Genomic DNA, 12985 nt, shown 5'->3' with positions numbered 1-12985 from the left:
TGAGCGGGTTTTTTATTGCCTGGCGAAAAGTATGCCGCCCACCGAAACCCGCGGGGTGCGCAATCGCAACCCCGGCAATATCGATTACGTCGCGGCCAACTATTGGCAGGGCGAGCTCAAGCCCGACCCGGCAATCGAGAAACGCTTTGCCCGGTTCGATACGCCGGAGAACGGTATCTGTGCCCTGGGCAAGCTGCTGCTGACCTATCAGCGCAAGCACGGGCTCAAGACCGTGAAGGCGATCATCAGCCGTTGGGCGCCGTCCGTGGAGAACGACACCGCTGCCTACGTGCGGCTGTCAGTCCTTCTCGACGCCACGGATTCAGATAGTGGCTGCGACACGCCTGCCGCCGCCGCCGCTGTCGGCGTGGCTCATGGAGACCAGAGAGCCCAACTTAACAGCGCACGCTCAGATTTTTAAATACTCTCTACTAGGATGACCACGGTCTCACTATTTAGCATATGTGCATTGTGTTATTGAGTTAGATATGGGGTGTTGGCTGGTAGTTCGGTCGGGCGCATTCCTGATTTGATAAGTTGTACGATATCGAATGGAAGTGTACGGTCCGCGTGCATTACTCTATTTCCGGATATCCCTTTGTAATTAAAGTTGGCGGCTGCGTCCAGTAGATTGTTCGGTTTGTAATTTTCGTCGAATGTCAGGATATTCAAAAAAACCCTTGAAAGTTGTCCTATCGGATAAACAAGTTGTTTTGTGGAGTTTGGGATGACAGGTGCGCTATCTATCGTTTCTATTTCAAAAAAAGTCTTAATTTGATATTTTGACGCAAAAACATCGTACTGGTCTTTGATTTTGTGGATTGTTATAGATGTTACTTGTGGATCTTTCAGTCCGCTTGCTCCCTCAAGTAATTCATTTATGTCTTGGACGACGCCGTCAGCAAACCCTTGATCTACCATCAGGTTTCCTGATTTCACATTTGGAAATGCTTTTTTGTGGAGGCCTCGCGGGTAAAGAAACACTATATCGTTCATTTTTTCTGAAAAGCTAATTTCTTGGTCTTGATATTGGTTCAGGTGCTTTTCGAACTCTTCAATATGTTTAAAATAATTAGTAAAATTGTTGTTGTTTTGTGCGGCTTTTATTTGATATTCCGTTAGCTTCATCTGGGCCTTTGTTTGTTCCGATCTATGATTGGCAACGAAAACAGCTCCGATAGGGATTAGAAGGGCCAATAAACCTATCGGGAATTTGAATATCGTTATGAAGTTATTGAATCCTTCATGGGTTAGACTAAGTGTGAGTTCTAGCGCAGGATCCTTCACTATAAAGAAGGTGGAAATTACCGCCATCATACTTATGGTGAAAGCAACTATTCTCACGGGGGTAAGCTCAAAGAAGCTGGTGGCAGGGTCAAATGCTAACTTTTTCAAGGCTGACTTCCTTTAAGGTAGAAGAATGATTTTCTTAGGAACCGGATGACCTAAATGCGGGTGCGAAAAACGGAACAGAGTTCTTCCGCCTGACCCGCTGCGGATCGGGTACGAGCGGGAACTAGATAGTGGCCGCATAGTGAGATCCTTGTGGTTTATGAGTCAGCGCATGTAGAAACCTGCCATCAAGATGCTATCAAAAATCATGGGGGGAATGAATCACCCGAGTAATGTGGAAGTTTTTTGCGTCATGATTAGTTAAATCCTTTGTTTTTATTATGTTTCTAGTTTTTTTATCAAAAGGTACCGGATTCGCCGGCCGTGGAGATGCAGGTGCCTGGGCAGCAACCTGCCTTGGCCGCTGACGCTTGATCGTGGCCATAACACCGATGCCCACCTTGAGCGGGCTTTTTATTGCCTGTAGAAAGCCTTGGCAAGTTCAGCTCCAAAAAAGGTCAGCTTCCACTAGGTTTCAGGTCGATTTTCTCTGATGGTTTTTTCGAGCTAGAGGATGGTGTGGAATTGCAGCCAGGCTGATTGGCCGGCTCTGCATCGCAGCTGATTTGGAAGCCTCCAACCCTCATGTCAGTGGTGTTGTGTCCGGTGCTGTACGACGAACAAGCGCCGAGAGTTGCAGAAACTATAAGGATCGCTAGGTATTTCATCTGGGGTCCATTCCTGTTCACTCCGATAATCCCCCGAGTATATCGAAAGTGTCCCGCCCGCCAAGTTGCGGGCTTTTTTTCGCCTGGAGAAAAGTATGCCGATCACCGAGCAGCAGCTGCTGCAGATCCTCCCGAACGCCGGCCGCCAAGCCGGCGTTTTTGTTTCTGTACTGAATACGGCCATGGCCAAGTACGCAATCGTCACGCAACTGGGCATTGCTGCGTTCATCGCCCAGGTCGGGCATGAGTCTGGGCAGTTTCGATGGCTGAAAGAGCTGTGGGGCCCGACGGCGCAGCAGGCCGGGTATGAAGGCCGCGCGGATCTGGGCAACAAGGTCAACGGCGATGGCTTCAAATACCGTGGCCGCGGCCTGATCCAGGTCACCGGCCGGGCCAACTATGCGGCGTGCGGCGAGGCCCTGGCCCTGGATCTGATCAATCAGCCCGAGCTGCTCGAGCAGCCGCAGCACGCCGCAATGTCGGCGGCCTGGTTTTGGTCCTCCCGCGGACTGAACACCTTGGCTGACCAGAGCGATTTCCTGAAGATCACCCGCCGAATCAATGGCGGCATCAACGGACTGGCCGACCGCCAGGCGCTGTACGACAAGGCGCTGAAGGTGCTGGCGTGACGCTGGCGCAGAAGCTGGCCGTGGTCCTGCTTGCCATGGCCGTGAGCTTCGGCGCCGCCTGGCAGGTGCAGGACTGGCGGTATGACGTGAAGCTGGCAAAGCAGGCGGGGCAGTTTCAGGCTGACCTCGACGCGATCGGCAATGCCGCCACCGCCCAGGCACGCGCTGAGCAGGACAAACGCCTAGCCACCGAGCAGCAACTGGCCGCCGCCGACCAACAACATACCAAGGAATTATCCGATGCCCAGCGCAACCAGGCTCTGCTGCGTGACCGTCTTGCTACTGCTGATGTGCGGCTGTCAGTCCTTCTCGACGCCGCGGATTCAGCCAGTGGCTGCAACGTGCCTACCACCCCCGGCGCCGTCGGCGTGGTTCATGCAGCCCGTCGAGCCCAACTTGACCCAGCGCATGCTCAACGAATTATCGCCATCACCGACGCCGGCGACCAAGGATTGATCGCGCTGCGGGCGTGCCAGTCTTATGCCAGGGAAGTGAGCGCAGATCCGAAGTGAGAGAGCCACCCACAAAGTGTGGGTGGCCTTCAGATTTTACTTGGCTTTTGGTGCGGCATTTCCTCGGCCGCCGCCGGAAGGTTTGCCCGTGGTACTTGGAAGATTTGGAACCGCGGGCGCTTTGGAGCCTCCGCCGCCGCCCGCACCTTTACCAGTCGATCCTGAGTTGCTCTTGCCGCCTCCAGACTTGGACATGACTTTCTCCTTGTACGACTCAATTGGATTGCAAGGAAGACCTTAGACCACCAATAAAAAGGCGCCTCCAGTTCCACCCAGGAGAATGTTGCCTGTTATTTCAATGCCGATTCGATCGGCTGGACTAGCTCAGGCCCCTTGTTCCGCACATTGCCCACGGCCGTGTCGACCCTGAACCACTCGAAGGCCTCGGCCGGCTCGCCCTGGTGCAGCACCATCTGCTCAGCGCGTTCCTTGGGCGTGGCCGGGTCCAACCATTCCCGGGCCAGGTCCGGCGTCAGCACCACCGGGCGCCGGTCGTGGATGTCCACCATTCCGCCGGCGCTGTCGGCGGTGATGATCACGAAGCCGTCATGCTCCCCCGGGCCTTCGTTGCTGTCGGGCAGTTGGCCAATGGCGGCGCACAGCACCGGCGCGCCATCCCGCCGACGGATCAGGTAGGGCTGCTTCTTCGGTCCGCCTTCTTCCACCCACTCAAACCAGTTATCGACGGGTGTGATTGCCCGATGTGGCCAGATCGTGCGGAAGAACGGCCCGTGGGCCACCTTCTCGACGCGGGCATTGATCGGCGCGGCCCTGTCCTTGGCCCAGTGTGGCCGCCAACCCCATCGCACCAAGTCGCCATGCAGCAGATCGCCCTGCAGGTGGAGCAGGGCAACTTGGGTTGTCGGGGCGACGTTATAGCGCTCTAGCGGCAATTCGCCGACGGAGTTCGCCAGGGCATTGGGCATGCTCAGCGCTGCAACGAAGTCATGAATGCCGCTGTACTGGGAAAGTCTTCCGCACATGGCCAAGTCCTCAATCTGAAACCTGAGCTTAGACGATGGTTTTCGGGCGAGACATTAGCTCGTTCAGCATCCCGCGCAGCCTCTCGACTTCGCGGACGTTGACTCTTTCCGATGTTGTGAGGGTGTCGATCTGCTTGCGCATGACCGCTGCTTCGGCGCCGCGCTGCCTTAGATATCCGGAGAATTCGTCTTTCTTTGCCTGCGCTTCAGCCAGCATCGCGACCAGGCCGAAGATGTCCGCCCTGGCCTTGCGCAGTTGCAGGTTCAGTTCCTGGATCTCATTCTCCAGTAGGCGGGCGTGTTGTTTGTGCATTTCGAGAGGCGTGGGGATGCCAAGCCACCCGCAGGTGTCTTCGTCGATGTTCATGGGGTGTGGTTCCGAGCGCTGTATATGCATACAGTAATCGAGGTGCGTAAATGCGGTAGTCGTCCGCCGACGAACTGCACGTTTACCCGACGATCAGTCAGGCGACATGAGGACCGCCAGAGTCAGCTTGATGAACTCTTCGTTCTCATCGATGGTGTGGAGAGCGCCGCGCACGTTCTCGGCTACATCTGCGGAGCCACGCTGCTCGACCCAGTTCGATAGCTCCATGATGGAAGCTTCAAGGGCCAGCTGGTTTTCGTAGAGCTTGGAGAGCAGGGAAGGGAGCAGGTCTGAATTGGGCATCGGCGTTCCTCTGGTGGAGTGACCAGCTTAGCAGCGGGGCTTGGGGTTGGTTTATGTTCGGTCGGCAGGACGCCGGGGAGGGGAGGTGGAGTGCTGGACTATCTGCGCAAAACCTACGCTACAGGCCACGACTTACCGTTTGCATAAGCACAAAAAAGCTTATGTTTTGCCGCGCAACAAGGGGGTCGTATTCGTTTATAATCAATAAGTTAGGTGAGTGCAGTCCCCAGCATGGGGTGCTAGGGGTCGAGTGTTCGAATCACTCCGTCCCGACCATATAATTCAATGACTTAGCCCAAGCGGTAACGCTTGGGCTTTTTCATGCCTGAAAAATTACTCCCTCACCACAGCCCCATAACTCATTCCCCAAATCCAATAATAGCCTTGGTTTCCAGATACTCCTCAAACCCCTGCACGCCATACTCCCGACCATTGCCTGAGCGCTTGTAGCCACCAAACGGCGCCATCGGATTCCACGCCGGGTAGTTCAGGTGCACTTGCCCTGCACGAATACGCGACGCCACGGCACGTGCCTGCGTCAAGTCGTGGCCCTGAACGTGGGCGCCCAGGCCGTATACCGTGTCGTTGGCGATGGCGACGGCTTCATCCACCGTCTCATACGTAATGATGCACAGCACCGGGCCGAAGATTTCTTCCTGGGCAACGCGCATGGCGCTATTCACTTCGGAGAAAACCGTGGGGCGGGTATAGAACCCCTTGTCAAAACCTAGCACACGCCCAGGCCCACCACACACCAGTTTCGCACCCTCGTCGAGGCCTGCCTGGATCATCGCCTGGACGCGATTGAACTGGGCTTCGTTGGCGATGGGGCCCAATTGCGTTTCTTCCGATTGCGGGTCGCCAACGATGAGCGCGTTCGCGGTCGCCGCCGCCAGGGCTTCGACCTCGGCCAAGCGGTTTTTTGGCACGATCATGCGGGTCGGCGCGCTGCACGATTGCCCGACGTTGCGAAACGCGGACATCACCCCCAGCGGGACGGCCTTGGCGAAGTCGGCATCGGGCAGCAGCACATTCGGAGACTTGCCCCCCAGTTCCTGGGTGACGCGTTTCACCGTTGGGGCTGCCGCTTGGGCAACCAGCGCGCCTGCGCGGTTGGAGCCGGTGATTGAGATCATGTCGATATCCGGATGTGCCGCCATGGCTGCGCCGACCTGAGCACCGCTTCCATTGACCAGGTTGAACACCCCAGGCGGCAGGCCTGCGTCATGCACCAGTTGTGCGAACAGCAGGGCACTCAGCGGCGACAGTTCGCTGGGTTTCAAGACCACGGTGCAACCGGCAGCGATGGCCGGGGCGACTTTGGCGGTGATCTGATACAACGGCCAGTTCCACGGCGTGATAAGACCGCAGACACCTATGGGTTCGCGCTGGATGGCGGTACCGCCTTCCACCGTCTGGAAGCGATAGCTGGAGAGCAAGTCACGGGCGACCCGAACGTGCTCTGCCGCCAGCGGCACCTGCATCGCCCGAGCGAAGCCGATGGCGGCGCCCATTTCCAGGGAGAGCGCCTGTGCAAGTTGCTCTTTGCGCTCAAGGATAAGTTCGTGGATTTTCCCAAGCACCAACGCCCTGGACGCCGCGGGCGTTGCAGACCAACCGGCAAACGCCGCACGTGCTGCCGCGACGGCCCGATCCACATCCTCGGCAGACCCGCTTGCGACCTGTGCAACCACCTCCTCAGTGGCCGGGTTGACCACGGGCAAACTGGCGGCAATGGTCGGGGAAACCCAGCAGCCGTCGATGTAAAGCTGCTGAGACGTTTGGTTCGAAACGTGTATGGTCATCCAACTGGCTCCCTGGAGCGGCAATGGGCGGTGCGAACAGCAAGGCCCGGTGTCTCGCTAAGCTAGCAAAAGGTCTCAGCCCGAAGATGCCGTTATTCAACGCTCCAAGGGATAATCTGCTGAATCTGGCAGGCTGGCTTTGCGACCTAGCCGATTGCTTGCGTCACCAGCGCAAACTGGGTGATGCCGGCGCTTGATTGCGGGGGCACACCCAGGACCATTCGCGGCGCTTTGTCGACGCATGGCAGCCCCTGGCTCTCCAGCCAGTCGGCCAAACCACAGGCGGTGGGAATGTCGAAGCGCACGAACTGACCCGGAATCAACCGCAGCAGGTGAGTGATCAACTGTCGGGCCTGTTCCTGATTGTGTGCAACGACAGGACCAATGATATGGCCCCGACCAAATCGGCGGAGCAGGGCGCAACCGTTGAGTTGCCCTTCGACCTCGATGCCAACCACGTGCTCGGCAGTGGGCAGCAGGTCGTTGAGTACCTCGGTGCGGTCCAGGCCGCTGCCGGCATTGGCCAGTTCGATCACCTTCGGGTAATCAGCCAGGCTCAATACGCGACAGTGGGCATGCCGGGTCAACGGCATGGGTGCCGGAGCTTGCGGTACGCCCTGATGTTGCTGAATGTGCGCAAAGTCGACGAAGCCCAGGCTGGTGTACAACGGCGCCCCTGACTCGGTTGCATTGAGGATTGGCGTACGCGGGGCCGTAGCGTACAGGCACAGGTTCATCAGTTGGCGCCCGATGCCTTTGCCCTGGTGTTGCTCGCTCACAATCACCAGGCCGATGGAGGAATAAGCCCCCTGATGGCAGGCGAATGCCACGCCCACTAATTTGCCGTCATGTTCAGCGACAAAGCCTTCGGACGTGCGTTGCACCATCGCCCAATCTTCCTCGCGGTGAGGCCATTTCAGGTGCACGGACAGCGCGTGGGCGGCGGGCATGTCGGCGGCGGTGACTGTGCGATAAACGTAGGCGTGGCTCATATCAGTTTTCCTGTAGTGGAGGCGTTTGCAGGCACCGTAGAGGGTTGGGTAAACCGTCGGATATCGAAGGGGCTGATCAAGGTGCTGGTGCTGCCGGTGCTGATCAGCTCGGCCATGACATCCCCCACGCCGGGGCCAAGCTGGAAGCCGTGGCCACAGAAACCGAAGGCATAAAACAACCCGTCCACGCTGCCGCTCGGGCCCATCACCGGTAGGGAGTCCGGGGTGTAGCTCTCGATACCGCTCCACACGCGGATGATGTTCAGCTTTTCGGCCCCCGGTAACAGTCGCCGCATTTGGCGCATCTGGTTGAGCAGGCTTTCGGGTTTGAAAAACGCCCGTCGGTTGATCATGTCCGGCGTACAGCGGTTGCCGCCGCCGATGACGATGTTGCCGCGCGGGATCTGGCGGAAGTAGATCACCTCTTCCTTGATTTTGGTGAACACACCGATCACGGTCGGCAAGGCGTAGGGCACCGGTTCCGTGACCGACATCTGCGGGCCGTTGGGCTCCAGCGGTACCGGCTCACCAAAGCGCTCGGACAAGCGGGCAGCCCAGGCGCCGGCGGTAATCAACAGCTGCTCGGCGACGAACAACTGCCCATCGGTGGTGGTGACCTGGAACAAACCATTGAGCTTTTCCACGTCGGCGACTTCGGTCTTTTCTTCAATTCGTGCCCCGAGACGCCGGGCTGCACGGGCAAACGCCGGCGCTGCGAGGCGCGGGTTGGCGTGACCATCGTGAGGCGCATAGGAGCCGCCTTTCACCTCCGGGCCGAGGAAACCAAAACGCCGGTGCAGCTCGGCGCCGCGATAGATTTTCAAGTCCAGTTGCGCGGCTTCCGGCGCGGCGGCGTAGGCCTCAAGTTCAGCAATTTCATCTTCGCGATAGCACACGCGCATGTGGCCACTGGGGATGAACTCCAGGTCGTCATCGATCAGCTCGGGCAGGCGTTTCCACAGCGCCCAGGAACGATTGGCCAGCTCCAGTTGCCCCAGGTAGCGGCCCTGGCGGCGCACGTTGCCGAAGTTCACACCGCTGGCGTACTGACCGATCTGGTCGCGTTCCAGCAGCGTGACCGAGCAGCCGCGCCGCCGCAGGAAAAACGCCGACGAGGCGCCCATGATGCCGCCCCCGATAATCAGCACCTGGCTTTTCGAACCTGGTTGATTACCAGCCATGGAGGCGGCTCCAGGTGTGCACGTCGCCTATGGCGTCCACGGCGTGATAGTCCGGGAACTGCGCGCCAGTGGCGCAGGCATGGTTGGGAAGGATGCGCAGCCGGCTACCGATGGGGAAGCGTGTAGCAACGTCGTCACTGGCGGTGGTGCCCAGGGTGACGATGCCATGTTCCTGGTTGGCGCCCGTGACCAGCGCGCCGTCGATCCAGTCGCCGGCTTCGGTACACACTTGGCCATAACCGAAGTCCTGGCGCTGGCGCTGTGTGCCACGGTCACGGCTCATGGCCATCCAGCCGGCGTCGGTGATGATCCAGCCTTTATCCGGCTGATGGCCGATCACCGTGGTCAGTACGCTGAGTGCCAACTCGTCGGCCTGGCACACGCCAATGTTGCGCATCACCAGGTCAAAAAACACATACACGCCCGCCCGCACTTCGGTGATGCCGTCCAGGTTCAGGGCCGAGAGGGCCGTGGGGGTTGAGCCGATGCTGACCTCGGAGCACGCCAGCCCGGTTTCGCGAATGTTGTGGGCGGCGCGTACACAGAGGGCACGTTCCTGTTCGGCCAGCGCTTGCAGGGCTTCAAGGGTGTCCAGCTCGTAACTGGAACCCGCGTGGGTCATCACCCCCCGCAGGCGCATACCGCCGTCGTTGAGGAGGTGCGCCACCTCAATCAGCACAGGGTCTTGGGCGGCCAGGCCTGAGCGATGGCCGTCGCAATCGATTTCGATCCAGACGTCGAAGTGTTCGTCATGTTGCTGCGCGAACGCGACGATGGCGCGGGCGCCTGAGACGCTGTCGGTGAGCAGGCTCAAGTTGCAGCCTTTGCGCCGCAGGGCCAGGGCCTGAGGCAGCTTGCCCGGTGCGATGGCAACGGCGTAGAACACATCGCTGATGCCTGCGGCAAAACAATGCTCGGCTTCTTTGAGGGTGGAAACCGTGACGCCGCTGGCGCCTGCGTCAATCTGTGCCTGGATCACCGGCAGGCACTTGCTGGTTTTGATGTGCGGGCGCAAACGTACGCCAAGGCTGCCCATGCGCTGTTGCATACGCTGGATGTTGTGCTGCATTCGCGTAAGGTCGATGAGTGCGGCAGGTGTGTCTAGGGAGGCAATCTGCATGGACATGGCGGAACTCGAGTGACTGGGTACAGGCTGCACTCTACTCAGCTGTCCTTAAGTTGTGGTTCAATCATGGCTAATCAATCATTAAGTAAAATTGAATGATTTCTATCGAAGACCTACGGCTGGCCGTCACTCTTGCGCGCTCTGAATCACTGAGCGCTGCGGCCAGAGCCCTGAACGTCACCCCGCCGGCGCTCTCCATGCGCCTGCGAAAGCTGGAGACGTTCCTGGGGCTGACCCTGGCCAATCGCGATGCCCGACGCCTCAGCCTTACGGCCGATGGCGAGCGGTTCTCGCGGGAAAGTGCGCTGCTGCTGGAGCAGCTTGAAGCACTGCCGGAGTCTTTCAGGCAACAGGATGAAACGCTGGTGGGCACCTTGAGGCTGGCGGCGCCATTTGGCTATGGTCGGCAGCGAATCGCACCGCTGTTGGCGCGTTTTGCCCGAATTCACCCACAGCTGTGCCTGCACCTGGATTTACGCGAGACCCCCTGGCCTGATCGTCATGACAGCGATGCGGTGATTCATATCGGCCATCTCAATGACAGCCTGTGGACAGCACGGCCGCTCACGTCAAACGAGCGCTGGTTATGCGCGAGCCCAGCCTACCTGCAGGCCCACGGTGTGCCGTCATCACCGGATGAACTGGCGTCCCATCGCTGCATTTGCATTCGTGAAAATGATGAAGACGTCACGCTCTGGCATCTGCGCAAGGGGCAGGGCCGCAAGACGCTGCGCGTGGAGCCGGCGTTGCTGAGCAACGATGGCAGCGTTGCCCGGCGCTGGGCCGAGCAAGGCTTGGGGTTGGTGCTGCGTTCGCAGTGGGATGTCAGCGACGCCGTTGCCAGCGGCAGCTTGGTGCGCGTGTTGGCAGACTGGAGTTTTGACAGTGCGCCGATCATCCTCCTGGTGCCGTCGCGCAAGCTTCGCAGCCCGCGCGTCCAGGCATTGGTGGCGTTTATGGAAGAGGCGCTGAAAGCCTGATCTGCGCCTTATTTCACGGCGTAGACCTTGCGTACATACACCGTGCTATTCCAGGCACACGGCGCACCTTTGGCCACGAATACCGTGTCGCCACGGTTAACCGTCACCGCAACTCCCTCGTCGCCTTGCAGCGTGACGCTGCCTTCGAGCAGGTGCATCAATTCATGCAGTTTGTGCGGGCGGCCGTGGCGGGCGTAGGGCGTCGAGTCCCAGATGCCGATGCGCAACTCAGTGACCTCATCATCGAACAGGTTGAACGCGCGGCACTGCGGGGGAGGGCCGATCAGGATCTGTGGCTCGGGCGCGGCGGAGGGATTGAGCAGGGTATGCCGGGCGAGCAAGGTCAGGCCCGGGCGCGCCGGAGCATCGGCTTGGTCGACGGCGCAGAACGCCCATTGGCTGCCTGCGCTCGCCTGCACCGTCAGGCGTGTGCCACGACCGATCACGGCGCTGCTGCCGACCCCCAGCTCCAATGTCTGTTCTGCACTGTCCAGCACCACATGGCCTGCGTGCACCACCAGTGTTTCGCTGTGGGGGAAGTCTTCGATCACGGCTTCGCCGCTAAATGTCACCAGCCCTGCGGACACGCCATCATCGCCCAGCCAGGCGAGTTGGCGGGTGTCGCCGAAAGGGTCCAGCGCGCTCAAGGCGCCGGTATTGAAAGACGTGGCAACGCGGCTGCCGTCGGCGCGAGCCAACAGCAGGATACGGGGAGAGGACATGGGCAATGCTCCGGAAGGAAAGTCAGCCGATCGCCTGGGTGATCAGGGCAAAGGGGTGTACGCCTTGGCTGGCCCGGGGCGGTGTGCCCAGGGCCATCTGCGCGACGGTGTCGATGTTCTTCAGCCCGGCGAGTTCCAGCCAGTCGCTGAGGCCGCAGGCGACGGGAATGTCGATGCGGACAAAGGCATCCGGCACCTGGGCCAGCAGTACCGCGATCAAGTGCTTGGCCTGATCGATGTTTTCGGCAACCACCGGGCCAATGCAGCGCCCACGACCAAACGGCCGCAGCAGGGCGAAGCCGCGTAGTTGGCCGTCGCGCTCGATGCCCACCGCGTGTTCCACCTGCAGGTCGCGCAGTACTTCGCGGCGGTCCAGGCCACTGGCGGCTTTGGCCAGCGCGAGCAGGCTGGGGTGGTCGTCGGCGTGCAGGGTGCGACAGGTTTCTCCATCGGCCAGTCCCGGCAGGGCGGGCACCAACGCCTGGCCCTGATGCTGCTGCACCCGCCCAAATTCGACGAACCCCTGGCTGGTATACAGCGGGGCGCCGGCGAGGGTGGCGTTGAGGACCGGCGTGCGCGCATCGCACGCGGCGAGGGCTTTTTCCATCAAGCGACGGCCGATGCCCTGGCCCTGGTAGTCATTGCTGACGATCACCAGGCCGATGGTGGCAAAGTCGCCCTGGGGGCAGGTGAAGGCGCTGCCGATCAGGCGCTCGCCATCCATCACCACGAAACCGTCGCTGACACGTTGCAACATGGCCCAGTCTTCCAGGCGGTGAGGCCATTTGAGTTGCACCGACAAGGCATGGGCGGCCGGCAAATCGGCCGCGGTCATCGGGCGGTATACATAAGCAGGGTGTGGCAGGGCGGACATGGCGAGCCTCCATAGAGCGTTTTGTGCAGCACGAGGATGCTTGTATCCCACCTGTTTTAGAGGCTGGCAAGTGGGGCGGGAATATTCGGCAGATTCCTTGGGCTGTGTGTTGCGCGGCCACAGTTACTACTTAATTGGGGTGGGGGTGCAGCAGCAAATGCCAAGGAGCTTTTCCGGGTACATCTTCCTTGCGCGGTCACGGCAATGTACGCAATCCCAACCAGCCACACTTTCTGCCGCCCTCACCCCCGTCCTTAAGCCTTTCTGCCCCCCAAAGCCCCCATAAAGCGCACAAACACAGGCCCTGCCCAAGCCTGGCGCGCACCGCAAAGTCTGCTGAGCCCGGCCACCAAAACGGTGGTTTGTATTGAGCGAAGGTCTTTTTAGACGGCATATGCTGATTTCACAGTGGTGTAATGAACCTGTGCTGCAACGAGGCGTACGCGCCGCC

At 59.7% G+C, this 12985-nt stretch carries 14 protein-coding genes and 1 tRNA gene; 5 read left to right on the top strand and 10 right to left on the bottom strand.

The features are described 5' to 3' along the window. The first annotated feature begins 31 nt into the window (after nucleotides 1–31). On the top strand, nucleotides 32–421 hold the full coding sequence (locus HBJ59_RS24890) for a structural protein (protein WP_256670890.1): 390 nt from the start codon (nucleotides 32–34) through the stop codon (nucleotides 419–421). A 53-nt stretch (nucleotides 422–474) separates the two neighbouring features. On the opposite strand, the gene HBJ59_RS24885 is transcribed toward HBJ59_RS24890, so the two are convergent. Then, nucleotides 475–1395 (bottom strand): hypothetical protein, encoded by a 921-nt coding sequence (locus HBJ59_RS24885; protein WP_167665082.1) that lies wholly within the window; start codon nucleotides 1393–1395, stop codon nucleotides 475–477. Nucleotides 1396–2155: 760 nt separating this feature from the next. On the opposite strand from HBJ59_RS24885, the gene HBJ59_RS24880 reads away from it, so the two are divergent. Beyond that, the gene (locus HBJ59_RS24880; protein ID WP_167665081.1) at nucleotides 2156–2689 is read left to right on the top strand and encodes a glycoside hydrolase family 19 protein; all 534 of its coding nucleotides are present in this window, start codon (nucleotides 2156–2158) and stop codon (nucleotides 2687–2689) included. Next, nucleotides 2686–3201, top strand: coding sequence for a lysis system i-spanin subunit Rz (locus tag HBJ59_RS24875; RefSeq protein WP_167665080.1), 516 nt, complete (start codon nucleotides 2686–2688; stop codon nucleotides 3199–3201). Before HBJ59_RS24880 ends, HBJ59_RS24875 begins: the two co-directional genes overlap by 4 nt. 290 nt (nucleotides 3202–3491) lie before the next feature. On the opposite strand, the gene HBJ59_RS24870 is transcribed toward HBJ59_RS24875, so the two are convergent. The 3 genes from HBJ59_RS24870 to HBJ59_RS24860 all read right to left on the bottom strand — a co-directional run bounded on the left by HBJ59_RS24870 (nucleotide 3492) and on the right by HBJ59_RS24860 (nucleotide 4854). Beyond that, nucleotides 3492–4184, bottom strand: coding sequence for an SOS response-associated peptidase (locus HBJ59_RS24870; protein ID WP_167665079.1), 693 nt, complete (start codon nucleotides 4182–4184; stop codon nucleotides 3492–3494). 28 nt (nucleotides 4185–4212) lie between these two features. Next, entirely contained in the window at nucleotides 4213–4551 is a 339-nt protein-coding gene (locus HBJ59_RS24865) for a hypothetical protein (protein WP_167665078.1), read from the bottom strand. A gap of 93 nt (nucleotides 4552–4644) precedes the next feature. Then, a complete protein-coding gene (locus HBJ59_RS24860; RefSeq protein ID WP_102368592.1) occupies nucleotides 4645–4854 on the bottom strand; it encodes a hypothetical protein in 210 nt (69 codons plus the stop codon). 181 nt (nucleotides 4855–5035) lie between these two features. Here HBJ59_RS24860 and HBJ59_RS24855 point away from each other — a divergent pair. After that, a tRNA-Ser gene (locus HBJ59_RS24855) sits at nucleotides 5036–5130 on the top strand. 83 nt (nucleotides 5131–5213) lie between these two features. Here HBJ59_RS24855 and HBJ59_RS24850 read toward each other — a convergent pair. The 4 genes from HBJ59_RS24850 to HBJ59_RS24835 form a co-directional block, all read right to left on the bottom strand. Continuing rightward, nucleotides 5214–6659, bottom strand: a complete 1446-nt coding sequence (locus tag HBJ59_RS24850; protein WP_167665077.1) for an aldehyde dehydrogenase family protein — start codon at nucleotides 6657–6659, stop codon at nucleotides 5214–5216. 146 nt (nucleotides 6660–6805) lie between these two features. Beyond that, on the bottom strand, nucleotides 6806–7651 hold the full coding sequence (locus tag HBJ59_RS24845; RefSeq protein WP_076014602.1) for a GNAT family N-acetyltransferase: 846 nt from the start codon (nucleotides 7649–7651) through the stop codon (nucleotides 6806–6808). Further along, nucleotides 7648–8832, bottom strand: a complete 1185-nt coding sequence (locus tag HBJ59_RS24840; RefSeq protein WP_167665076.1) for an FAD-binding oxidoreductase — start codon at nucleotides 8830–8832, stop codon at nucleotides 7648–7650. The genes HBJ59_RS24845 and HBJ59_RS24840 overlap by 4 nt, the downstream gene beginning before the upstream one ends. After that, on the bottom strand, nucleotides 8822–9958 hold the full coding sequence (locus tag HBJ59_RS24835; RefSeq protein ID WP_167665075.1) for a DSD1 family PLP-dependent enzyme: 1137 nt from the start codon (nucleotides 9956–9958) through the stop codon (nucleotides 8822–8824). The genes HBJ59_RS24840 and HBJ59_RS24835 overlap by 11 nt, the downstream gene beginning before the upstream one ends. A 95-nt stretch (nucleotides 9959–10053) precedes the next feature. Between HBJ59_RS24835 and HBJ59_RS24830 the strand changes: the two genes are divergently transcribed. Then, nucleotides 10054–10938 (top strand): LysR family transcriptional regulator, encoded by an 885-nt coding sequence (locus HBJ59_RS24830; protein ID WP_167665074.1) that lies wholly within the window; start codon nucleotides 10054–10056, stop codon nucleotides 10936–10938. A gap of 8 nt (nucleotides 10939–10946) precedes the next feature. Here HBJ59_RS24830 and HBJ59_RS24825 read toward each other — a convergent pair whose 3' ends face one another. Next, nucleotides 10947–11660, bottom strand: coding sequence for a cupin domain-containing protein (locus HBJ59_RS24825; protein ID WP_167665073.1), 714 nt, complete (start codon nucleotides 11658–11660; stop codon nucleotides 10947–10949). Between the two features lie 22 nt (nucleotides 11661–11682). Further along, nucleotides 11683–12534, bottom strand: a complete 852-nt coding sequence (locus tag HBJ59_RS24820; RefSeq protein WP_167665072.1) for a GNAT family N-acetyltransferase — start codon at nucleotides 12532–12534, stop codon at nucleotides 11683–11685. Nucleotides 12535–12985: the final 451 nt, after the last annotated feature.

This window comes from Pseudomonas sp. AN3A02 (genome assembly GCF_011765255.1).
Taxonomy (GTDB): Bacteria; Pseudomonadota; Gammaproteobacteria; order Pseudomonadales; family Pseudomonadaceae; genus Aquipseudomonas.
The sequence above is the reverse complement of the archived record's forward strand: the minus strand, read 5'-3'. Positions and strand labels throughout refer to the sequence as shown.